Origin of the sequence: Micromonospora yasonensis (assembly GCF_026013475.1) — a bacterium.
Lineage (GTDB): Bacteria > Actinomycetota > Actinomycetes > Mycobacteriales > Micromonosporaceae > Micromonospora > Micromonospora yasonensis.
Map to the genome: position 1 here is coordinate 1 of NZ_JAPDPH010000137.1, position 19,238 is coordinate 19,238.

Genomic DNA, 19,238 nt, shown 5'->3' on the forward strand with positions numbered 1-19,238 from the left:
ACGTAGCCGTCACCGCGACTCCAACCACATGGCCATGATCATCCCAGCCGTACCTTTGCCGACCCGACTTTGGGCCTTGTCGTCATCGCCGACCACCGCCGACATCCTGATCTGCCGCGAGTCGCGCGGTTGTCGCCTCGTGATCCAGAGCAGGGCCAACGATGCCGCAAGGTTGATCAGGCCGAGGCACATGAGGCCGCCAAGCCGACTCACCATCGGCTCCTCGACGGCAGCGAGACAGAGGATCGGCAGTCAGGCACGAGCATGATCGTGCCACGACGCTGATGTTGAGTGACTACCTGCTTGACGACGGGTGCGAGCGGGTCTGGACGTTCGCGGACGACGGCGGACTACTTGACCAGGACAGGCAATGGAGCGGGGCAGGTGGTAGCGCCCTGGTCATTCCTTCACACCGAAGGCCGCAGCGCGTTCACGTACCGAACCGCGACGGCAGCCACCACGAGCTGCCCGAGGAGCTCGATCATCGCGTAGACGTCCCAGCTGAGGAACACGACCGGCAGGGCCGCGACAGCGGCGATCAGCACCGTGGTGAGCACGCGAAACGCGAGTCCGATTCCGAGCGCTTGACCCACCGCCGCAAACAACGCCAAAAGCAGCACTGTGGGCACCAGGGAGAGGAAGACCTCCAACCCGAGGGCGAGGAACGTCCCCCCGGGTTGGGTGGAGCTGAGGTACGCCTCCGGCCCAAGGATGATCAGCATTAGACCGAACTTGACCGGCACGAGCAGCGCGGCCACCAGGCAGGTGCGCCCGAGCCACCAGGTGGCACCGCGCCGTTGGGCCTCGGTCACCTCAGTACCTCGGACCTGAGGCGGCGCGCGGACCACCGAGAACATCGATCACTACGGCGGTAGCCGAGAAGTAGCCGCAAAGAAGGCCCACGGCGCGAATCATGCCAGCAGCCCGAAGCGCGTGCAGTCCCCTGCCCAGGTCGAGTTCGAGCACGAGTGGCTGCCCGTCGTCGCCCGGCACCTGCCGGTGGCAGTGCCGCAGTCGTGCGCCGTCGGCCGGCCGGCCGAGGGGTATCCGTGGCCGTGGGCGGTCTATCGCTGGGTCGATGGCGAACACCCGACCGACGGCAACAGCGATCCGCGACGCTTCGCCGCCGACCTCGGCGAGATGGTGGCCGGCCTGCGGCGGGCGGACACCGTCGGCGCCCGTGCCGGGTACCGCAGCGGCCCGCTGAGCGGCCGCGACGAATACCTGCGGGAGTGGGCCGAGGCCGCCCGCGGCATGGTCGACGTCGACGCGGTCATGTCGATCTGGGAGGCGGCGCTGGCCGCGCCGGCCTGGGACGGTCCACCCGTCTGGACCCACGGTGACCTGCTTCCCGGCAACGTGCTTGTCAAGGACGGCCGCCTCTGCGGCCTGATCGACTTCGGTGCGGCGGGCGTCGGCGACCCCGCCTGCGACGCGATGGCAGCGTGGACACTCCTCGACTCCGACTCGCGCGAGGTCTTCCGCGAGACGGCCGGGTTCGATGACGCGACCTGGGCGCGCGGCAAGGGTTGGGCGCTGACCTTCATCAGCGCTCTGACCTATTACCGGGAGACCAACCCGACGATGTACGCCCTCGCCCAGCGGGCGGTGGGAGCGGTCCTGTCCGACCGCGCCTGACCGCGGCGGCGCGCCTCAAAGGTCTGATTCCGGCCTGCGCGGCGCCGTCATGCAACTAACGGTTGCGCATGCTCGCGGGTCGGGCTAGTCTGACGTGCAACCAAACGTTGCGAAAGGCTGGCGATCATGGAGTTCGGAACGATCGAGCGGGAAATCCACATCGACGCCTCACCGGAGGTTGTCTTCGACGTGGTGAGCAGTCCTGAGCACCTGCGCGAGTGGTGGCCGGACGAGGCGGAGTTCCCGGCCGTGCCCGGGGGAGCGGGACGCATCGGCTTCGGGGACTTCTCGCAGGGTGGCACCTGGGTGCAGTTCACGGTCGTCGACGCCGTGCCGCCGCGGCTCTTCTCCTTCCGGTGGACCCACGAGGAGGGGGAGACCGCCGCCCCGGGCAACTCGTTTCTGGTCGTCTTCGAACTCGAGCCCGCCGGGAGCGGGACCTTGCTGCGGCTGACCGAGACCGGCTTCCGCGAGCGCGGCTGGGACGAGGCGAAGGTCGCCGCCGAGTACGCCGAGCACGTCACGGGCTGGGACTTCTTCCTGCCGCGGCTGCCCGCGTACGCCGCGAAGGTCGGAGCGGGCGCATGAGCGCGATGGTGGACGACGACCTCTGGTCGGCGGTCGGTGACCCGACCCGGCGCCGGATGCTCGACCTGCTGCTGAGTGAAGGAAGCGGGACGGCGACCAGCCTGAGCGATCACCTCCCGGTGACCCGTCAGGCGGTGGCCAAGCACCTCGCCGTCCTCGACCGGGTCGGCCTGGTGCACGCCACCGCCGCCGGCCGCGAGAAGCAGTTCCGGGTCGATCAGGCCCAGCTCGCCCGCGCCGTCGCCCAGCTCGCCGAGGTCGGCGCCGCCTGGGACTCCCGTCTCCGGAGCATCAAGCGCATCGCCGAGACGATCCAGCGTGGCAAGGACGCGAAGCACGAGACCGAGCAGAAGCAGTAGCGAGGAGCACGGACATGGCAGACATCCTGCACCGCATCGGCGTCGAGCAGTCCTCGCCGGAGCAGGTGTACGACGCGCTCACCACCCTGGACGGCCTGTCCGGCTGGTGGACCGAAAAGACGTCGGGGGAGACCGATCTCGGCGGCGTGATCGAATTCCGGTTCGGGCCGGGCGGGTTCGACATGAAGGTCGTCGAGCTCGATCCGGGCCGGCTCGTCCGCTGGGACGTCGTGGCCGGACCGCAGGAGTGGATCGGCACCAGCGTGCAGTGGGACCTCCGCCAGGACGGCGACTACACGATCGTGCTGTTCAAGCACGAGGGCTGGCGTGAGCCGGTCGAGTTCATGTACCACTGCAGCACCAAGTGGGCGACCTTCCTGATGAGCCTCAAGCAGCTCCTCGAGACCGGGGAAGGCACCCCCGATCCGCGCGACGTGAAGATCAGCGACTGGCACTGACCCCCGGCGACGCCCGACGAGGATCGCGACATCGGCCCTGCCACCCGGACGGCGACCGGTGTGGCAGGGCCGATGCCGTGACCGGTCGGAGCTGGGACGATGGGTAGCCGCCTGCCGGGCCGACCAGGGAGAGGAGCCGGCATGTCGACCGAGCCGGAGCCGGGCCTCGTGCCCGAGCACATGCGAACCCGTTATCAGGGTGACCCGGTCATGATGACCGTCGACGGGCAGGACTTCCGCGTTCGGCTACGGGCCGGGGAGCCCGGCAGCTACGACTTCGACTGGCTCAGCGGGCCGCACGACTACGGCTTCGGCCTCAGCAGATCTGACGGCTTTGCCATGACCCGGCCGGAGATGGAGGAGGCCATCCGCGCCTTCCTCGCGGAGATCGACCCCACCACCGGGTACCTGAAGGAATAGCTGCCGCCTGCGCGCGCCGGTGCCCCGTCACCGCTTCACGAGGTTGCGGAGCGCGGCGAGCACCGCCCGGTCACTGACCTCGGCGTAGATCTTCTTGTCGGGGCCGGCCAGGACGACGTACGGACATTTCTGATCATCGCCGGCCATGGCCTTGTCCAGCAGCTTGCGGCCGGTCGCCACCTCGTAGACCCGCAGCCGCCAACCGGCGTGCAGCAGCGCCAGCGTCAGCGGCTTCGGGTCGTCGAACTTGCAGCGGCGGATCGTCGAGCCGGTGCTGACCCGGTCGAGGCAGGCGACCAGCTGCACCTTCGCCGGGTTCTCCGCGGCCCACGTCTCCTCCACCCGCTTCGACAGGCCCTCGTCGTAGTAGTAGGTGCCGTTCTGGAAGCGGAGGCCCGACCCGTCGTCGACGAGCAGCACCACCGGGTGCGGGGCCTTGCCGGCGCGCTTCGGCGACTGCGGGTAGTAGATGTTGTCGTCGCACACCCGGTTCAGGTCGGAGCTCTTGGTCGCCGGGTACGCGCTGGCATACGGCCCCTGCTGCGCGGGCGCCCCGCTCTCGGTGGGCTCGGGAGTGGCGACGGGGCGGTGGTCGTCCACTGGCGACAGGGGAGCCTCGGTTGTCGGGCTGGATACCTTGTTCTCCACCGAGCGCAGCAGGAAGACCCCGCCGACCAGTCCGGCACAGGCCACCAGCAGCAGCACGCTCAGCACCGCGACGGCGACGACCAGGCCCCGGTTACGGCCGGGGGGCGGTGGCGATGCGGGCCAGGCCGCCGGCGCGGACGCCGGCGTCGATGCCACTCCGGGATCCGCTATCCCGTCCGTCGTCGATCCCGCGTCAGATTCGGCCCCCGTGCCGGACATGATGCATTCCTCTTTCGGTTCAAGGCGAAGTGCGAATGTATCAAGATCGCCGCCCGGCACGGGGGCGTGCGATGTTGTCCGCCGCGTCGGACGGCCGGATGCCGTGCCCCAGGTTGCCGCCGAGCCGTTTCAGCCCGGCCAGCGCACGCCCTCGGCGATCCGGATCAGCACAGATGTGAGGCCGGCCGGCGCCGACCGGGGCCGCCCTCGCTCATCGATCGGCAGGTTGGCCGCCACGCTCAGCTCCCCGCCGTGGAAGCCCTCGATGGTGAGCAGACTGCCCCCGTTGAGCAGGTAGGCGGGATGTCCCTGGATGTTCCCGATCCGCTCGCCAAGAGCCGTCGGGTCGTCGTTGCCAAGGTCCGACCGCCACGAGATGTGGTACTCGGTGCCGGAGTCGATCTCTATCTCGTCGACAATGACGCCATCCTGCGTCGTGGCAGTTCCGGACGAACCGATGATCCGGCCCGACCCGTCCTGGTAAGCGACGTTGAACTCCGAACCGCGGCGCTGCCCGACGAACGCGAGGCGTTGACCCGCCGGAAGGTACGTCGGGGTGAACGGAGCGGTGAGTGATCCGGCGGGCGTCTCACTGATGTGCTCGGCGATCCGCCGGGCCGTCGCCTCCAGTTCCGGCGCCCCCTTTCCGCCGCCGTACTCGATGTCGACCCAGTGGCCAGACGGCAGCGGGAATTGGACGAATGCCCGGGTCCGCCGGGTCACGATCTGGCCGGTACGACCGTTGACCGTGGTGGGCTTCCATCCCGGGGTGATCTTCGCCGGTCCCTGCCAGCCCGACTGGTCGATCGACACGGCCAGGTACGGGCCGCCCGTTATCGGATACAGGACGCTCTGCCGCCGGGGACCGCAGTTCCGGCTCGGCTCGGCCAGGCCCTCCGGCAGCCAGCCGAAGCTCAGTCGGCACTCCTGCGCCGGCACTGCCGGCGGCGTCGCGCTCCCCGCCGGGCGAGGGGAGGAGAGTTCGGAGCGGCCGACCACCACCGCCGTGCCGCTGAGCGCGAGCACGGTGAACGCGGCGAGGCCGGCGGCGGTGTAGCGGCGGCGCCGGCGGGCCCGGGCGATGCCCGCGCGTACCCCGGCCAGGACCGCGTCGGCGTCCGGCGTGTACCGCTCGCCCTCGGCGAGTGCCCGGGTCAGTCGTGCGGTCATCGGCTCTCCTCCAGTTCCCACTTCAGGCGCAGTGTCGCGAAGGCACGGGCCCGGTAGACCCGTACCGACGCGACGGCGCAGTTCAAGACCTCGGCGATCTCGCCGTCGGAGAGGTCCTCGTAGTAGCGCAGCACCAGCACGGCCCGCTGCTGCGGCGGCAGTACCGCGAGCCGGGTCCACAGGTCGTCGCGCTCGGCGTGACCGACGGCGTGGTCCGGGCCGTGCTCCTCGGCGGGCCGGCGGGCCTGCTCCAGCGCGGCCCGGCGTGCCCCGCGTCGCCGCAGCGACAGGTACTCGGTGAGCACCATCCGGCGCAGGTAGAGATCCGGCCGGTCCATCCGGGCGATCCGCCCCCAGCGGGCGTGCGCCCGGATCAGCGCATCTTGGACCACGTCCTGGGCGAGGTCCCGGTTGCCGGTCAGCACGGCCGCGTAGCGCAGCAGCGCCGGTAGCCGGGCGGCGATCACCTCGTCGAAACTCTCCACGTGCACCTCCTGCCCCAGAAACGTCACCGGCGCCGCCGGATGTGACACCGTGTCGGCCGGTGACTCAGCGGGTCAGCCGCCCGGGCAGCGGGTGTCGCCGCCGCTGAGTTCGTGGCAGCCGGGCACCGATGCCGGCGGCGGGGGCGGCGGGGTCGAGTCGCGGTAGGCGTGGGCGGCCAACGGCAGACCCGGAACGCCGAGCGCGAGGGCCAGCACCAGGAAGACGATCGCGGTGCGGACCAGCCGCAGCCGGTACGCCACCAGCGCGATCACCGCCGGGCCGGCCGCCGCCACCACGAGCATGATCATCAGTACCTGGGACACCTGCCGGCGGAGTTGTTCCGTTTCGGGGCCCGAGCCCGAGTAGGACGCCGCCCACTGCTGCATGCCGAGGGCGAACCACCACCAGGCCAGCGCCAGCAGGCCCACCACCCAGAGCAGGACCAGAAATCCGACGACGGGCCCACGCGCGCGGACGGTCGAGGTCGAAGACGTCATGCCGCCCAGCCTGCTGCCGGGCGAGCCGATCCGCCTGAGCCGCGGTACTCAGAGCACCGGGCTCAGGCCACCGTCGGGTGAGCGCCGCGCAGCTCGTGCAGGGCGTCCCGGCAGCGCAGCAGGCGTGCGGTGATCTCGTCGAACATCGCCGGGTCGGTCCGGCCGCCGGGCCGCCACATGGCCCGCAGCGCGGCCTGGCTCAGCGCCAGTTGGGTGGCGGCACCCTCGACCAGGTGGACGTACTCGTCCCGGCACGCTGCCGGCAGGGACCGGACCGCCTCCCGCGCGGCCCGCAGCGGCGCTCCGGCTCGCGCGAAAATCGCGTCGGCGTCGGCCGCGGCGATCCCGGCCAGCACGTGCTCCAACTCGGTCGCCGCGACGGTCATCCGACCGACCGCCGCCAGTGTCTGCTCGCCCAGCTTGACCACCCGACGACCATATCGGCCACGCCGAGCGCGCGGGGTGATCCCGCGCCGTCAGCCGCCGGGCACCTCGATGAGGAGGGCCAGGTCGTCGCCCCAGGCGTCCAGCACGTCGCCGTGGCCGCGGTCGCGGGCCAGCCGCGCCACGTCGGGGAAGAGCCCCACCGGGTCACCCAGCGCCCGTGCCGGCAGGTCCGCCGCGGTCCAGGGTGCCGGCAGGGGGTACGTCTCCAACTCCCAGCGCAGGTACGTGTTGTACGGCCGGAGGCGGCCGTGCAGGGCGAACACCGTGGTGAGCAGCTCGGGGCTACGTCGGGTGGCCCGCCACCGCTCGTCCCGCGCCCGGACCACCACGTACACGTCGTGGTCGGAGTGGACGGTCGCCGTGCCGCGGGCCTGCGAACCGGTCAGCACCAGACCGACGACGGCTGGGTCGGCTTTCGCGCGGGCGAGCAGTTCCTCGAAGGCGTCCACACCGTCGACGCTGCCAGGGCCAGCAAGCGGATTTCACCGGTCCCGGTACCCGGGGCCCGCCGACGACACCGCCGGTTCAGGCCGGGCGACCGCTCGGCATCCGCGCGATCACCGTCGCGCCCGGAGTCAGCTCGACCTGCCGTCGCTGCGGGGTCTCGCGGACGCGGGTCCCCATCGGCCGGCTGGTGGTGACAAGTCCTTCCGACCTCAGCAGCGCGATGGCCATGCGAACCGCATCGCGGCCGGGTCATCCACAGCGAAGGGTGCTCGTCGGGTAACGGTGTGGATTCACCCGAGCGGGTCCCTTCGTTGCTGACCAGCTGCCGTACTGCTGAGGTGAGCTGCGGCGGTGGGGCGGGGTGGTCGGCCCGCGCGCGGCGGGCGGGTGGCCACCCCTTCCAGTCCTCGACCGAAACGAGGTGGGCGATCATGCGTGCCTTCTTCCGTGGGCTACGCCGGAATGAGCGGCCGCGAGGCGGCCCGTCGACCTGCTACCGCTCCTCGACGTACGTCCCGCTGCTGCCCTGGCAGGTGCGCCAGCGGCGGTTCCGGGCGACCCGGCTGGGCCGGCGCGGGCTCGACCCGGGGGAGGTGCGGGAATTCCTCGACCGGGTGGCCGACGATCTCGCCGCCGCCTACCGGGCGCTGGGCGACAGCCGGCAGGAGTCGGCCCGGATCAAGGACGCGCTGCGGCGCTGGCAGTCCGAGCAGGCGCAGCAGCGGGCCAACGCGGGGCGGTACCGGTGACGGTCGAGCCGGAACGATTCGTCATCCACCTGCCGGTGGCCGCCAAGGACCTGGCCGGCGCGGTACGCCTGGCCCGGGTGGTGGCCCGCTGGGCCGGGCTGCTCGCCCAGGCCGACCCGGGGAGACCACCGTCTCCGCCGAGGACGCGCAGCACGTACGCCATCGGGTCTTCTGCGACCTGCGGCTGCCCGGCGGCCGGCGGTGCCTGCTCCGGGCCGACCACGACGGGCCGTGCGCCCGCCGGCTCACCGGTTGACGGCGCGGTCAGCCGGCGCGGAGGGCGTCCTCGACGCCGGTCTCGTGGCGGCCGAGGTGCATCGGGTCACGGCCGGAGAGCACGTCCACCGCCGCCTTGACGCAGGCGCCGTACTCGCGGGTGGAACTGATCCACCAGCGCTGGGCGTAGCGCCTGGCGGTGTCGTCGCCCACGCCGTTGGCGTCGATGCCGAGGTGGCGGCACAGGGACACGGCACGGGGCAGGTGGAAGGACTGGGTCACCACGGTCGCCCGGTCCACCCCGAAGATCCGCTTCGCCCGGGCGCACGAGTCGTACGTGTCGAAGCCGGCGTAGTCCAGGACCACCTTGTGCGCCGGCACGCCCCGGTCGACCAGCCAGCGCCGCATCGCGTCGGGCTCGTTGTAGTCGGCGTTCATGTTGTCGCCGGACACCAGGATCGCCCGGACCTTGCCGGCGTCGAACAGCCGTTGCGCGATCTCCAGCCGGCCGGCGAGGAACGGCGAGGGCGTGCCGTCGGCGCTCACCTTGGTGCCCAGGACCAGGGCGACCGGCGCCGCCGGCACGTCGGCCTCGGTGAAGACGTGGCCGTCCGCGCCGCCGCGGATCCACGCCGCGCTGCCCGCCACCCCGCCGGCCAGCAGCACCACGCCGGCGGCCGCCACCAGGAGTACGCGGCGCACGAACCGCCGGTGCGTCCGGAACCAACGCCTGACCGCCATGAATCGCCCCCGCATGCGGACGATTATTCCGGCCCGGCGCACGGACTTTCCGGCCGCGCCGCGCTGTCGCGCCCCGCATCCCCCTCCGGTCGGGACTAGCGTGAAGGCTCCGACAGCGGGAGGAGAACGAGATGGTGCAGCGGAATCCCGTGCTCGCGCGGCTCGACGTGCTCGTCGGGCGGTGGACGGTGCAGCCGGAGGTCGACGGGCTCGGTGCCGGGTGGACGGAGTTCACCTGGGTCGAGGACGGGAAGTACCTGCGGCAGTTCACCGACGCGGAACCGTTGCCGGACACCGCGCCGCAGGCGTGGCGGGAGAACAACCCGCTGCCGAGCACGCAACTGATCGGGCTCGACGACACAGCCGAGGCGTTCAGCGTGCTGTACGCCGACGCGCGCGGCGTGCACCGGATCTACCAGATGACGTTCGCGGACCGGGCCTGGCGGATGTGGCGGGACGCGCCCGGCTTCCACCAGCGCTGGATCGCTACGGTCGGCGACGACGAGATCCAGGGGCGCTGGGAGAAGTCCACCGACGGGGTCGACTGGACGGTCGACTTCGGGCTGACGTACCGCCGCTGAGCGCGGTCAGGCGTCGCGCCCCCACGGGTTCTCCACGTCGTAGAGCGCGGCCGCCAGGTTCTCCATGCGGTCAGGAGATGTGGTGGAGGATCACGTTGTGCACGTGGTGGCTCTTCTGGGCGCCCCGGAACTCGACCTCGTAGGTGTGCGTGCCGACGTGGATGGCGATCGCGCCGGTGGAGAAGAAGGACCCGCCCCACGACTTGTTGCTCACCACGCTCACGCTGGTGATCTTCGAGTACGGGATGCTGGTGATGGCGTACTTCTTGCCGACGAAGGAACGGTCCTGGATGATCACCCGCCGGTCGGTCAGGCCGATGAACCCGGTGCCCGTGCCGATCGCGTCGTAGACGGCGATGATCTGTTCGCCGGCCAGGAGGCCGCTCTGGATCTGCTGGAACTGTTCCCTGCGGTCGTACGTCGGACTGGCCATGCAGCCGACGGTAGGTGGGGCGTGCCAGTCGGCTCAGGACTCGGTGACCGCGCGGACCGCGTCCTCGATGCGCGCGGCCAGCAGGACCTCACCCTCGGTGAGCGGCTCGCCGTCGCCGTGGCCCACCTTGATCTGCGTACGGTCGGCCCGGCGGCTGATCTCGGGACGCAGCCGCAGCGCGTCGGCGACCACCGCGACCCGCTCGGTCAGCGCGGCGTGCTGGGTGTCGTCCAGGACGAGGGTGCGGCGGATCTGCTCGCCCTCGCGGGTCCACCCGGACAGCAGGGCGAGGGCGTCGCTGAGGTAGTCGTGCTTCGACCGGCTGTTGAACAGCACACGCATCACCGCACCTCCCAGGCGTCGTTGCCGGCTTGTGGCCAAATCGTCGCCATCCCGTGTCCTCGTGGACGACTTCTAGTCTGTCGTCGCGCGGATGGTGTGTCCACGCCCACACTTCCGTCTTCTGCTGGCCTGACGTCGGCCTCAGCTACCCAAACCGCCGATTGATCTGGCACGCTGGACGGCCGTGCGGACCGAACGGGTTAGCGGTAACGGGCAGACCGAGCGGCGGGAACCGAAGGTGATCGTCGGGGCGGCGATCATCGCGGACGGCAGGGTGCTGGCCTGCGCCCGCTCGGCGCCGCCCGAGGTGGCCGGGCGCTGGGAGTTCCCCGGCGGCAAGGTCGAGCCGGGCGAGGGCGAGATCGACGCGCTCGTCCGCGAGTGCGCCGAGGAGCTCGACGTACGCGTGGAGATCGGCGCGCGGGTCGGCCGGGACGTGCGGATGGCCCACGGACGTTCGGTCCTCCGGGTGTACGTGGCCCGCCTCCTCCATGGTGACCAGCCGAAGGCCCTGGAGCACTCCGACCTGCGCTGGCTCTCCGCCACCGAACTCGACAGCGTTGCCTGGCTCCCCGCCGACGCGCCGGTGGTCGCCGCGCTGCGTCCCCTGCTCGGCAACGGCTGAACGGGGAAAGCGGACACCGGGGCGAAAACGGGACGGGGGCCGGCGGCATCCGCCGCGGCCCCCGTCGTCGTCTTCTGCGTGCTGCTCAGTGTTTCGGCTCGTCCTGCTGCGGGTGAGCGAAGTTGAGGTGCTCGGGCGGCAGCGGGAAGGCCACGTCGTCGCCGAACGGCGACGGCGCGGCGGCCTTGTCGAAGGTCAGCTCGGTCAGCGGCAGCTTCCCGTTGGCGTCCACCGCCGGGGCGGTCGGGTGCGGCACCTCACGGTGCCAGTTGACGCCCTGCTGCGCCTGCCGCTCGGCCCGCGTGTCGTGCGAGCCGCCGGAGTGCGAGTGCACCCCGCTGTCGGCGGCGCCGGTGCTCCCCGCACCGCTGGAATGACCGCTGGTCACGCTGGTCTGAGGCACCTGACCCCTCCGGAAGATCTTGCTACCAAGCCACACCAGGGGATCGTACCTGCGGTCGACGACGCGCTCCTTCATGGGGATGATCGCGTTGTCGGTGATCGTGATGTGCTCGGGGCAGACCTCGGTGCAGCACTTGGTGATGTTGCAGAAGCCGAGGCCCATCTCGGCCTGCGCGTACTCCTTACGGTCGGTCTTCGCGTCGAGCGGGTGCATGTCCAACTCGGCGGCCCGGATGAAGAACCGGGGACCGGAGAACGCCTGCTTGTTCTCCTCGTGGTCGCGGATCACGTGGCAGACGTTCTGGCACAGGAAGCACTCGATGCACTTGCGGAACTCCTGCGAGCGCTCGACGTCCACCTGCTGCATCCGGTAGTCGCCGGGGGCCACGTCGGCCGGCGGGGCGAACGCCGGCGTCTCCCGGGCCTTCTCGTAGTTGAACGAGACGTCCGTGACCAGGTCCCGGATGACCGGGAACGTCCGCAGCGGGGTGACCGTGACGGTCTCGCCGTCCTCGAACGTCGACATCCGGGTCATGCAGCTCAGGCGCGGCTTGCCGTTGATCTCCATGGAGCAGGACCCGCACTTGCCGGCCTTGCAGTTCCACCGGCAGGCCAGGTCCGGCGCGTCGGTGGCCTGGAGGCGGTGGATCACGTCGAGGACGACCTCGCCCTCGTTGACCTCGACCGTGTAGTCCTGCAGGTCACCGCCGGTCTCGTCGCCCCGCCAGATGCGGAACTGTCGCTTCGCGCCCGGCTTGCCGGTCGCCTGCTTCGGTTCAGTGCCCATTCCTCAGCGCTCCTCCTCGGTGAGGGCGTCGAACTCGGCGAGTTCCTCGTCGGTCAGGTACTTGGCCAACTCGGCCCGGTCGAAGAGCTGGATCAGCTCCGGGCGCATCTTCGGCAGCGGCTTCTGGGCCAGGCGGACGGCGTCGCCGTCCAGCGAGCAGACCAGGTTCACCTGCCGCCACTTCGGGTCCATCCCGGGGAAGTCCTCGCGGGTGTGCCCGCCGCGCGACTCCTGCCGCTCCAGCGCGGCCTTCGCGGTGCACTCCGAGACCACCAGCATGTTGCGCAGGTCCAGCGCCAGGTGCCAGCCCGGGTTGTAGCGCCGGCCGCCGGCCGCGCTCACCTTGGCCACCCGCTCGCGCAGCTCCGCGAGCTTGCCCAGGGCGTCGGCCAGCTCACCCTCCCGCCGGATGATCCCGACCAGTTCCCCCATCACCGCCTGGAGGTCCTGCTGGAGGACGTACGGGCTCTCCCCGGTGTCCCGCTGCAGCGGCGCCAGCGCCGTCTCCACCGCGGCCTCCACCGCCGTCACCGACACCTTCGGGCGGGCGGTGAGCTGGTCGGCGTACGAGGCGGCGTGGCCGCCCGCCCGCTTGCCGAAGACCAGCAGGTCGGAGAGGGAGTTGCCGCCGAGCCGGTTGGAGCCGTGCATGCCACCGGAGACCTCACCGGCGGCGAAGAGCCCGCGCACGGTGCCGTACGCGGCCCCGGAGTCCGGGTCCACCTCGACGCCGCCCATCACGTAGTGACAGGTCGGGCCGACCTCCATCGGCTCCTTGGTGATGTCGACGTCGGCCAGCTCCTTGAACTGGTGGTACATCGACGGCAGGCGGCGACGGATCTCCTCGGCCGGCAACCGCGAGGCGATGTCCAGGTAGACACCGCCGGCCGGCGTACCCCGACCGGCCTTGACCTCGCTGTTGATCGCGCGGGCGACCTCGTCGCGGGGGAGCAGCTCGGGTGGACGCCGGTTGTTGTCCGGGTCCTTGTACCAGCGGTCCGCCTCGGCCTCGTTGTCCGCGTACTGCTTGCGGAAGACGTCCGGCACGTAGTCGAACATGAACCGCTTGCCCTCGGAGTTCTTCAGCACCCCGCCGTCGCCGCGGACCGACTCGGTGACCAGGATGCCCTTCACCGAGGGCGGCCAGACCATGCCGGTCGGGTGGAACTGGAGGAACTCCATGTTGATCAGAGTCGCCCCGGCGCGCAGCGCCAGCGCGTGACCGTCCCCGGTGTACTCCCACGAGTTCGAGGTGACCTTGTAGGAGCGGCCCACGCCGCCGGTGGCCAGGACCACCGCCGGGGCCTCGAAGAGGATGAACTCGCCGGACTCCCGGTAGTAGCCGAACGCGCCGGCGACCCGCTCGCCGTCGAGCAGCAGCTCGGTGATGGTGGTCTCGGCGAAGACCTTGATCCGGGCCTCGTAGTCGCCGAACTCGCGCTTGTCCTCCTGCTGCAGCGAGACGATCTTCTGCTGGAGGGTACGGATCAGCTCCAGGCCGGTCCGGTCACCCACGTGCGCCAGCCGCGGGTACTCGTGGCCGCCGAAGTTGCGCTGGGAGATCTTCCCGTCCTTGGTGCGGTCGAAGAGCGCGCCGTACGTCTCCAGCTCCCAGATCCGCTGCGGCGACTCCTTCGCGTGCAGCTCGGCCATCCGGAAGTTGTTCAGGAACTTGCCGCCGCGCATGGTGTCGCGGAAGTGCACCTGCCAGTTGTCGCGGGCGTTCACGTTCCCCATCGCCGCCGCGGCGCCGCCCTCGGCCATCACCGTGTGCGCCTTGCCGAACAGCGACTTGGAGATGATCGCGGTCTTCTTGCCGGCCAGCCGGGCCTCGATCGCCGCGCGCAGGCCGGCGCCGCCGGCCCCGATCACGACGACGTCGTAGTGGTGTCGTTCGATTCGCGTCTCAGTCATGTCCCGGGCCTTCAGTTGATGAACCGCAGGTCGTTGAACCACCCGGCCGCGACCGCCATGACGTAGAAGTCGGTGAGCGCCAGGGTGCCGAGGGTGATCCAGGCGAGCTGCATGTGCCGCACGTTCAGCCAGGACACGCCGGTCCAGGCCCGGTAGCGCAGCGGGTGCTTGGAGAAGTGCTTGAGCCGGCCGCCGATGATGTGCCGGCAGGAGTGGCAGGAAATGGTGTACGCCCAGAGCATCACCACGTTGCCGATCAGGATCAGGTTGCCCAGCCCGAAGCCGAAGCCCTTCGGCGAGTGGAAGGCGTAGATCGCGTCGTAGGTGTTGATGAGCGAGATGATCGCGGCCGCGTAGAAGAAGTAGCGGTGCAGGTTCTGCCCGAGCAGCGGGAACCGGGTCTCCCCGCTGTACGCCTTGTGCCCGTCCGGGACCGCGCAGGCCGGCGGCGTGAGCCAGAACGACCGGTAGTAGGCCTTGCGGTAGTAGTAGCAGGTCAGCCGGAACAGCAGCAGGAACGGCAGGGTCAGCGCCGCGTCCGGGATGATCCACCAGTCCGGCAGGAAGGTGCCCATGTGGGCCGAGCCCGCGCCGCACCGCTCGGTCAGGCAGGGGGAGTAGAACGGTGTCAGGTAGTGGAACTCGCCGACCCAGAACCACTTGTGCATGAAGACCCGGACCGTCGCGTAGATGACCCAGGCGCTGAGCCCGACGACGGTGATCAGTGGCGCAAACCACCAGCGGTCGGTTCGCAACGTCTTCGCCGCTATCGCGGCGCGTGCCCGCGCCCCTCGCGGCTTCGTTGCCGTTGATGTCATTCGAGTCGTCTCCCTGACGGCGCCCTCGCGGGGCGGCAGATCACCTTCCGTTACCGGCCAGCGGACCGGGCGAGACCGCGTCCACTGCCACGTCTTGCGCACGCATGCGGCCGCGTCGGCGAACCGACGCAGCTAAGTGCCACACGTTACGCCGATCTTCGCGGCCCGGCCGCGCAACGCAGTGTCCCGTGTGTCCGGCGCATTGGAAAGACCCGAACCATGATCAATACGGTGGGTGAGGTGGACGATGCGCCGTGCGGCGCGTGAGAAGCGGTGAAGGGTCAGCCGGACGCGCCGCCGGTGAAGTGCCACGAGGCCAGGCGCAGCGGCGGCGCCTCCCACCACGCGCCGTCCACCCGGTCCGGCTGGCGCACCGGTGTCCGGCCCAGGCCGAGCACCCGGCCCGGTCCCAGCGCCCGCGGATACGACTCGGTGAACCGGAAGTCGCGCACCGCCCGGGTGGGCACGCCGTCCTCGATCAGCCACACCCCGTTGCGGGTCAGCCCGGTGATGACCAGGCGCTTCGGGTCCAGCACCCGGGTGTACCAGAAGTCGGTGACCAGCACGCCGCGCGCCATGCCGGCGACCAGCGCGGCGGTGTCCGGGTCGGCTACCGCCCCGGTGACCCCACCGCTCACCCGCCCACCTGCCGCGCCGGGCCCGCCGGCCGCCCGGTCGCCGGTCGGGAGCAGGCGCAGGTTGCGCGGGATCGGACCGAAGGTCGAGCCGCCGACCATCCCGTGCCCGGTGGACCCGGCGCCCGCCTCGGCGCCGCTGCGCCGGTCGTACGCCACCGCCCGGGTGGTGCCCGCGTCGACCAGGGGCAACGCCCGACGGGGCGTCCCCTCCAGGTCGTACGGCAGCCCGGAGGCGTGCAGCGGGTCGTCCACCAGGGTCACCGCCGGGTCGAACTGGGCCTGGCCAGGCTCGGCGAAGGACTGCCGCTCGATGTACCGCTTGCCGTTGAAGCCGTACCAGGCCAGGTTCTGCAGCAGGTCGGCGACGGCGGCCGGTTCGAGCACCACCTCGTACCGGCCCGGGGGCAGTTCCACCGGGTCGACGGCGGCGCGCGCCTTCGCCGCGGCCCGGGTGCCGAGCGCCGCGCCGTCGATGTCGGCGAGCCGGTCGGCGCAGTGCCGGGCCACCCCGTCCGACCCGCCGGTGCGGGCGATGCCGTCCATCGCCGCCTCGGCCGTCCGGCCCACCGCCGAGTGCCCCGCCGAGTTGGCGAACGCCCCCGACCGGTACGCCGTGCGGCAGTAGCCGGCCGCCTCCAGCCCGCCGACCGCGTCCACGAAGGCGCGGACCCGGGTGGCCCGCTCGTCCGCCGAGGCGTACGCGGTGGCCTCGTCGAAGACGGTGGCCGGCGGGACCGGCGCGGGCGGGGTGAGCCCCGGCCAGGCCGGGTCGGGCGGGGCCAGCCGGGACGCCGTCAGGGTCCGCTCGACCAGCGCGGTCAGCCCGTCGGTGTCGACCAGGCTGCCGCTGCCCGCCGCGGTACGCCCGTCGGTGTACAGCCGCAGCCGGACCGTGGTGCCCGACTCGGCGACGCTCTGGTGGATGAACGAGTTGGCGAACCGGCTGAGCGCCAGCTCGGACCGGGTCACCACCACCTCGGCCTGCGCGTCCGGCCCGGCGAGCCGGCGGACCAGCTCCACCACCCGGCCGGCGAGGTCCAGTTCGGCGCTCATGCCCGCACCCCCACCCGTACGTTGCGGAACCGGGCCGGGGCGGCCGGGTGCCCGGTGTGCCCGACCTGGCCGGGCTGCCCCTTCCCGCAGTTCGGTGTGCCCCACGGGACGATCTCCGAGGAGAGCATGTCCATCGAGCGCCAGAAGACCGGCCCGATCCCGGTGTAGGTCGGGTTGCGCAGCATCCGGCCCCGCCGGCCCTTCTTCACCTCCCAGCCGACCTCGCAGCCGAACTGGAAGTTGAGCCGCTTGTCGTCGATCGACCAGGAGCGGTTGAGATCCATCAGCACCCCGTCGTCGGTGGCGTCGATGATCTCGTCGAGGGTGTGCGGCCCGGGTTCGAGGCCCACGTTCGTCATGCGCACCATCGGCAGCCGGGCCCAGCCGTCCGCCCGTACGCTGCCGCCGTAGCCGAGACCGGCGACGGCGGCCGAGTCGCGGCCGGCGAGCACCCCCACCCAGCGGCCGGCGCGGACCGCGTCCCGCTTGACCGCGGGGGAGCCCTCGTCGTCGAAGCCGAAGCTGCCCAGCGCGCCGGGGATGGTCGGGTCGATGGTGATGTTCATCAGCTCGGAGCCGTAGCGCAGCGAGCCGAGCCGGCTCAGGTCCAGCCAGGAGGTGCCGGCGAAGGCCGCCTCCCAGCCGAGGATCCGGTCCAGCTCGATGGCGTGCCCGACCGACTCGTGGATCTGCAGGGCGAGCTGCTCGCCGCCGAGGATCAGGTCGGTCTCGCCGGCCGGGCACTCCGGGGCGGTGAGCAGCTCCCGGGACTCCTCGGCGATCCGGGCGGCGTGCCCGGCCAGGTCGAGCGAGGTGACCAGCTCCCAGCCCGTGGTGCCGTACTGCCCGCGGTAGCTCGGCCAGGACCGGCGCTGGGTCTCGCCGTCGCCGATCGAGGTGGCCGAGATGCCCCCGCCGCACTCCCGGATCCGCTGGTCGATCCGGTGCCCCTCGCTGGAGACGAACCACTTGGCGGTGTCCCAGATCTGGTAGAGCCCCTCGGCCAGGTCGGCGCCGTGTTCCCGCATCGTGGTGGTGGCGCGGACCAGCAGGTCGCCCTTGTCGGAGAGCGGGACGCCGAGCGGGTCCACCGCGCAGTCGGAGGCCCAGCTCGCCACCGCGGCCGGGACCGGGACCAGGTCGACCGGCGGGCCCGGGACCCGCGCGCTCGCGGTGGCGGTCGCCGCGGCGCGCCGGCCGGCCTCGCGGGCCGCGGCGTCCGACAACTCGGGTACAGCGTGGAAGCCCCAACTGGACCCGACCAGTGCCCGGACGCCCAGCCCGATGCTCTCGTCCTGGGTCAGCTCCTCGATGTCGCCGTTGCGCGCCGACATCGACTCGTAGCGGCGGTGCATCACCCGGGCGTCCGCGTACCGGGCTCCCGCGTCGAGGGCGGCCTGGACGGCGGCGGTGGCCGCCTCGAACTCGGTCATGCGCCCGACCCTAGGCGAGCCGACCGACATCCGTCAGGGGACGAGATCGTCCGGCCTGATCGTGGCGTGGACCGGCTCGGCCAGCTGCAGCACTTCGCCGGGCTTGGTCACCGATTCCTCGCGGTAGTGCCGCCCATGCCGTCGGTAGAGGTGAAGCGTGCCGTTCTCCTGCTCGACCAGCAGATACCACTCGATCCCGGCGGCGGCGTAGTAGTGCATCTTGAGCACCTTGTCGGTGGCGGCGTTGCTCGGCGAGATGATCTCGCAGACCAGCCGGACATCGCTCGCCTCGACATTGACCTCGTCGAAGTCGATGGGGCCGGTGATCACCAAATCGGGGATAGGAATTCGACCGGGCCTGAGGCGAACGTTGACGGCTTCGAGAACGTGTAGTCCCGCCTCGCGTGCCGGGACGCGGAGAGCTACCCGCAGTTCGCCGGAGATGTTCTGGTGCCGGGGGGTGGGCGCAGGGGTCACGTGAAGACTCCCGTCGAAGAGTTCGACGCGCTGCTGCGTCTCGCCGAGGGCGAGGTACTCCTCTTCGGTCCACGGTCCGTCGTGGCCGAACACCGCCGCGGTCATGGTCACCTCCACCTCGTGCCGGCGGGAATCTTCCCGTGGTCGCCGCAACCATGGTCGCACCTGCCGTGCGACGACGAGCCGAGGATGTCCAGTCGCAACCGTGAATGTCCAGGTGAGGACCTGTTCAGGTCGGAAACCTAGTCGTTACGCTGTGGCCGCTGACAGGCCCGCCGTTTGTAGTTTATTTTCGCCTCCAGAAGTTTCCTGTAGGTTCTCTTCGCTACCGAGGGGGAGGCGGTCATGGGCAGGTCGGAGTCGGTGCCGTCCGGGGAACCGGACCGCCCCGTGGTGCCGGAGCAGCGCTCCGGCGAGGACCCGTATCTGCAGGTCAGGGATCTGCGGGTGCGGTTCGACACCGAGGACGGTGTGGTCCGGGCGGTGGACGGGGTGTCGTTCTCGGTGGAGCGGGGTCGCACCCTGGGGATCGTGGGGGAGTCCGGGTCGGGCAAGAGCGTGACCTCGCTGGCGATCCTGGGTTTGCACAGCGCCAAGCGGGCCACCATCACTGGGGAGATCGCCGTGGGTGGCCGTCAGGTGGTCGGGTTGC

General features: G+C 71.1%; 26 protein-coding genes and 1 pseudogene. 10 read left to right on the forward strand and 17 right to left on the reverse strand.

Features of this window, described 5'->3' with window-relative positions; translation table 11 throughout:
• Nucleotides 1–9 precede the first annotated feature (9 nt).
• Nucleotides 10–213 carry a hypothetical protein gene (locus ONA70_RS24020; protein ID WP_265008739.1) on the reverse strand — a complete coding sequence of 68 codons (204 nt, stop codon included), beginning with the start codon at nt 211–213 and terminating at the stop codon, nt 10–12.
• A gap of 194 nt (nt 214–407) precedes the next feature.
• Nucleotides 408–812 carry a hypothetical protein gene (locus ONA70_RS24025; RefSeq protein ID WP_265008740.1) on the reverse strand — a complete coding sequence of 135 codons (405 nt, stop codon included), beginning with the start codon at nt 810–812 and terminating at the stop codon, nt 408–410.
• A 121-nt stretch (nt 813–933) separates the two neighbouring features.
• Here ONA70_RS24025 and ONA70_RS24030 point away from each other — a divergent pair, with 121 nt between their 5' ends.
• The 5 genes from ONA70_RS24030 to ONA70_RS24050 all read left to right on the forward strand — a co-directional run bounded on the left by ONA70_RS24030 (nt 934) and on the right by ONA70_RS24050 (nt 3,463).
• On the forward strand, nt 934–1,638 hold the full coding sequence (locus ONA70_RS24030; RefSeq protein WP_265008741.1) for an aminoglycoside phosphotransferase family protein: 705 nt from the start codon (nt 934–936) through the stop codon (nt 1,636–1,638).
• A gap of 126 nt (nt 1,639–1,764) precedes the next feature.
• The gene (locus tag ONA70_RS24035) at nt 1,765–2,226 is read left to right on the forward strand and encodes an SRPBCC domain-containing protein (protein WP_265008742.1); all 462 of its coding nucleotides are present in this window, start codon (nt 1,765–1,767) and stop codon (nt 2,224–2,226) included.
• Nucleotides 2,223–2,585, forward strand: a complete 363-nt coding sequence (locus ONA70_RS24040; RefSeq protein WP_265008743.1) for an ArsR/SmtB family transcription factor — start codon at nt 2,223–2,225, stop codon at nt 2,583–2,585. Before ONA70_RS24035 ends, ONA70_RS24040 begins: the two co-directional genes overlap by 4 nt.
• Before the next feature lie 14 nt (nt 2,586–2,599).
• A complete protein-coding gene (locus ONA70_RS24045) occupies nt 2,600–3,043 on the forward strand; it encodes an SRPBCC family protein (protein WP_265008744.1) in 444 nt (147 codons plus the stop codon).
• 141 nt (nt 3,044–3,184) lie between these two features.
• A complete protein-coding gene (locus ONA70_RS24050; protein WP_265008745.1) occupies nt 3,185–3,463 on the forward strand; it encodes a hypothetical protein in 279 nt (92 codons plus the stop codon).
• A gap of 27 nt (nt 3,464–3,490) precedes the next feature.
• Here ONA70_RS24050 and ONA70_RS24055 read toward each other — a convergent pair whose 3' ends face one another.
• The 6 genes from ONA70_RS24055 to ONA70_RS24080 form a co-directional block, all read right to left on the reverse strand.
• Nucleotides 3,491–4,267, reverse strand: coding sequence for a hypothetical protein (locus ONA70_RS24055; RefSeq protein WP_265008746.1), 777 nt, complete (start codon nt 4,265–4,267; stop codon nt 3,491–3,493).
• Nucleotides 4,268–4,459: 192 nt separating this feature from the next.
• Nucleotides 4,460–5,500, reverse strand: coding sequence for a hypothetical protein (locus ONA70_RS24060; protein ID WP_265008747.1), 1,041 nt, complete (start codon nt 5,498–5,500; stop codon nt 4,460–4,462).
• Entirely contained in the window at nt 5,497–5,985 is a 489-nt protein-coding gene (locus ONA70_RS24065; RefSeq protein ID WP_265008748.1) for a SigE family RNA polymerase sigma factor, read from the reverse strand. Before ONA70_RS24065 ends, ONA70_RS24060 begins: the two co-directional genes overlap by 4 nt.
• Before the next feature lie 72 nt (nt 5,986–6,057).
• The gene (locus ONA70_RS24070) at nt 6,058–6,483 is read right to left on the reverse strand and encodes a DUF6234 family protein (RefSeq protein ID WP_265008749.1); all 426 of its coding nucleotides are present in this window, start codon (nt 6,481–6,483) and stop codon (nt 6,058–6,060) included.
• Between the two features lie 62 nt (nt 6,484–6,545).
• Nucleotides 6,546–6,911 carry a hypothetical protein gene (locus ONA70_RS24075; RefSeq protein ID WP_265008750.1) on the reverse strand — a complete coding sequence of 122 codons (366 nt, stop codon included), beginning with the start codon at nt 6,909–6,911 and terminating at the stop codon, nt 6,546–6,548.
• A 48-nt stretch (nt 6,912–6,959) separates the two neighbouring features.
• Complete coding sequence (locus ONA70_RS24080; protein ID WP_265008751.1) at nt 6,960–7,379, reverse strand: nucleotidyltransferase domain-containing protein; 420 nt, start codon at nt 7,377–7,379, stop codon at nt 6,960–6,962.
• A gap of 429 nt (nt 7,380–7,808) precedes the next feature.
• Here ONA70_RS24080 and ONA70_RS24085 point away from each other — a divergent pair, with 429 nt between their 5' ends.
• Both ONA70_RS24085 and ONA70_RS24090 read left to right on the forward strand, forming a co-directional pair.
• Complete coding sequence (locus tag ONA70_RS24085; RefSeq protein ID WP_265008752.1) at nt 7,809–8,126, forward strand: DivIVA domain-containing protein; 318 nt, start codon at nt 7,809–7,811, stop codon at nt 8,124–8,126.
• Nucleotides 8,123–8,382, forward strand: a pseudogene (locus ONA70_RS24090) (hypothetical protein). Before ONA70_RS24085 ends, ONA70_RS24090 begins: the two are co-directional and overlap by 4 nt.
• Before the next feature lie 8 nt (nt 8,383–8,390).
• Here the strand turns inward: ONA70_RS24090 and ONA70_RS24095 are convergent.
• On the reverse strand, nt 8,391–9,098 hold the full coding sequence (locus ONA70_RS24095) for a SanA/YdcF family protein (protein ID WP_265008753.1): 708 nt from the start codon (nt 9,096–9,098) through the stop codon (nt 8,391–8,393).
• Between the two features lie 116 nt (nt 9,099–9,214).
• Between ONA70_RS24095 and ONA70_RS24100 the strand changes: the two genes are divergently transcribed.
• Complete coding sequence (locus tag ONA70_RS24100) at nt 9,215–9,664, forward strand: hypothetical protein (protein WP_265008754.1); 450 nt, start codon at nt 9,215–9,217, stop codon at nt 9,662–9,664.
• 70 nt (nt 9,665–9,734) lie between these two features.
• Here ONA70_RS24100 and ONA70_RS24105 read toward each other — a convergent pair whose 3' ends face one another.
• Nucleotides 9,735–10,097, reverse strand: coding sequence for a PH domain-containing protein (locus tag ONA70_RS24105; protein ID WP_265008755.1), 363 nt, complete (start codon nt 10,095–10,097; stop codon nt 9,735–9,737).
• A 33-nt stretch (nt 10,098–10,130) separates the two neighbouring features.
• A complete protein-coding gene (locus tag ONA70_RS24110; RefSeq protein WP_265008756.1) occupies nt 10,131–10,439 on the reverse strand; it encodes a 4a-hydroxytetrahydrobiopterin dehydratase in 309 nt (102 codons plus the stop codon).
• A 184-nt stretch (nt 10,440–10,623) separates the two neighbouring features.
• On the opposite strand from ONA70_RS24110, the gene ONA70_RS24115 reads away from it, so the two are divergent.
• Nucleotides 10,624–11,064 (forward strand): (deoxy)nucleoside triphosphate pyrophosphohydrolase, encoded by a 441-nt coding sequence (locus ONA70_RS24115; RefSeq protein WP_265008757.1) that lies wholly within the window; start codon nt 10,624–10,626, stop codon nt 11,062–11,064.
• 85 nt (nt 11,065–11,149) lie between these two features.
• Here the strand turns inward: ONA70_RS24115 and ONA70_RS24120 are convergent, their stop codons facing one another.
• The 6 genes from ONA70_RS24120 to ONA70_RS24145 all read right to left on the reverse strand — a co-directional run bounded on the left by ONA70_RS24120 (nt 11,150) and on the right by ONA70_RS24145 (nt 18,691).
• Nucleotides 11,150–12,253, reverse strand: a complete 1,104-nt coding sequence (locus ONA70_RS24120; protein ID WP_265008758.1) for a succinate dehydrogenase/fumarate reductase iron-sulfur subunit — start codon at nt 12,251–12,253, stop codon at nt 11,150–11,152.
• Between the two features lie 3 nt (nt 12,254–12,256).
• Nucleotides 12,257–14,167, reverse strand: a complete 1,911-nt coding sequence (locus ONA70_RS24125) for a fumarate reductase/succinate dehydrogenase flavoprotein subunit (RefSeq protein WP_265008759.1) — start codon at nt 14,165–14,167, stop codon at nt 12,257–12,259.
• Nucleotides 14,168–14,178: 11 nt separating this feature from the next.
• Nucleotides 14,179–14,985 carry a hypothetical protein gene (locus ONA70_RS24130; protein WP_265008760.1) on the reverse strand — a complete coding sequence of 269 codons (807 nt, stop codon included), beginning with the start codon at nt 14,983–14,985 and terminating at the stop codon, nt 14,179–14,181.
• Nucleotides 14,986–15,266: 281 nt separating this feature from the next.
• The gene (locus tag ONA70_RS24135) at nt 15,267–16,676 is read right to left on the reverse strand and encodes a TldD/PmbA family protein (RefSeq protein WP_265008761.1); all 1,410 of its coding nucleotides are present in this window, start codon (nt 16,674–16,676) and stop codon (nt 15,267–15,269) included.
• Nucleotides 16,673–18,109 (reverse strand): TldD/PmbA family protein, encoded by a 1,437-nt coding sequence (locus tag ONA70_RS24140; RefSeq protein WP_265008762.1) that lies wholly within the window; start codon nt 18,107–18,109, stop codon nt 16,673–16,675. Before ONA70_RS24140 ends, ONA70_RS24135 begins: the two co-directional genes overlap by 4 nt.
• Before the next feature lie 33 nt (nt 18,110–18,142).
• A complete protein-coding gene (locus tag ONA70_RS24145; protein ID WP_265008763.1) occupies nt 18,143–18,691 on the reverse strand; it encodes a Uma2 family endonuclease in 549 nt (182 codons plus the stop codon).
• Between the two features lie 240 nt (nt 18,692–18,931).
• Between ONA70_RS24145 and ONA70_RS24150 the strand changes: the two genes are divergently transcribed.
• The coding region (locus ONA70_RS24150) for an ATP-binding cassette domain-containing protein (RefSeq protein WP_265008764.1) at nt 18,932–19,238 on the forward strand (307 nt) is incomplete at its 3' end.

Coding starts and splice junctions, on each gene's coding strand:
- ONA70_RS24140 (WP_265008762.1), bottom strand. CDS start 18,109: ATGACCGAGTTCGAGGCGGCCACCGCCGCCGTCCAGGCCGCCCTCGAC.
- ONA70_RS24085 (WP_265008752.1), top strand. CDS start 7,809: ATGCGTGCCTTCTTCCGTGGGCTACGCCGGAATGAGCGGCCGCGAGGC.
- ONA70_RS24050 (WP_265008745.1), top strand. CDS start 3,185: ATGTCGACCGAGCCGGAGCCGGGCCTCGTGCCCGAGCACATGCGAACC.
- ONA70_RS24035 (WP_265008742.1), top strand. CDS start 1,765: ATGGAGTTCGGAACGATCGAGCGGGAAATCCACATCGACGCCTCACCG.
- ONA70_RS24060 (WP_265008747.1), bottom strand. CDS start 5,500: ATGACCGCACGACTGACCCGGGCACTCGCCGAGGGCGAGCGGTACACG.
- ONA70_RS24070 (WP_265008749.1), bottom strand. CDS start 6,483: ATGACGTCTTCGACCTCGACCGTCCGCGCGCGTGGGCCCGTCGTCGGA.
- ONA70_RS24040 (WP_265008743.1), top strand. CDS start 2,223: ATGAGCGCGATGGTGGACGACGACCTCTGGTCGGCGGTCGGTGACCCG.
- ONA70_RS24100 (WP_265008754.1), top strand. CDS start 9,215: ATGGTGCAGCGGAATCCCGTGCTCGCGCGGCTCGACGTGCTCGTCGGG.
- ONA70_RS24120 (WP_265008758.1), bottom strand. CDS start 12,253: ATGGGCACTGAACCGAAGCAGGCGACCGGCAAGCCGGGCGCGAAGCGA.
- ONA70_RS24125 (WP_265008759.1), bottom strand. CDS start 14,167: ATGACTGAGACGCGAATCGAACGACACCACTACGACGTCGTCGTGATC.
- ONA70_RS24105 (WP_265008755.1), bottom strand. CDS start 10,097: ATGGCCAGTCCGACGTACGACCGCAGGGAACAGTTCCAGCAGATCCAG.
- ONA70_RS24145 (WP_265008763.1), bottom strand. CDS start 18,691: ATGACCGCGGCGGTGTTCGGCCACGACGGACCGTGGACCGAAGAGGAG.
- ONA70_RS24045 (WP_265008744.1), top strand. CDS start 2,600: ATGGCAGACATCCTGCACCGCATCGGCGTCGAGCAGTCCTCGCCGGAG.
- ONA70_RS24135 (WP_265008761.1), bottom strand. CDS start 16,676: ATGAGCGCCGAACTGGACCTCGCCGGCCGGGTGGTGGAGCTGGTCCGC.
- ONA70_RS24110 (WP_265008756.1), bottom strand. CDS start 10,439: ATGCGTGTGCTGTTCAACAGCCGGTCGAAGCACGACTACCTCAGCGAC.
- ONA70_RS24095 (WP_265008753.1), bottom strand. CDS start 9,098: ATGCGGGGGCGATTCATGGCGGTCAGGCGTTGGTTCCGGACGCACCGG.
- ONA70_RS24130 (WP_265008760.1), bottom strand. CDS start 14,985: ATGACATCAACGGCAACGAAGCCGCGAGGGGCGCGGGCACGCGCCGCG.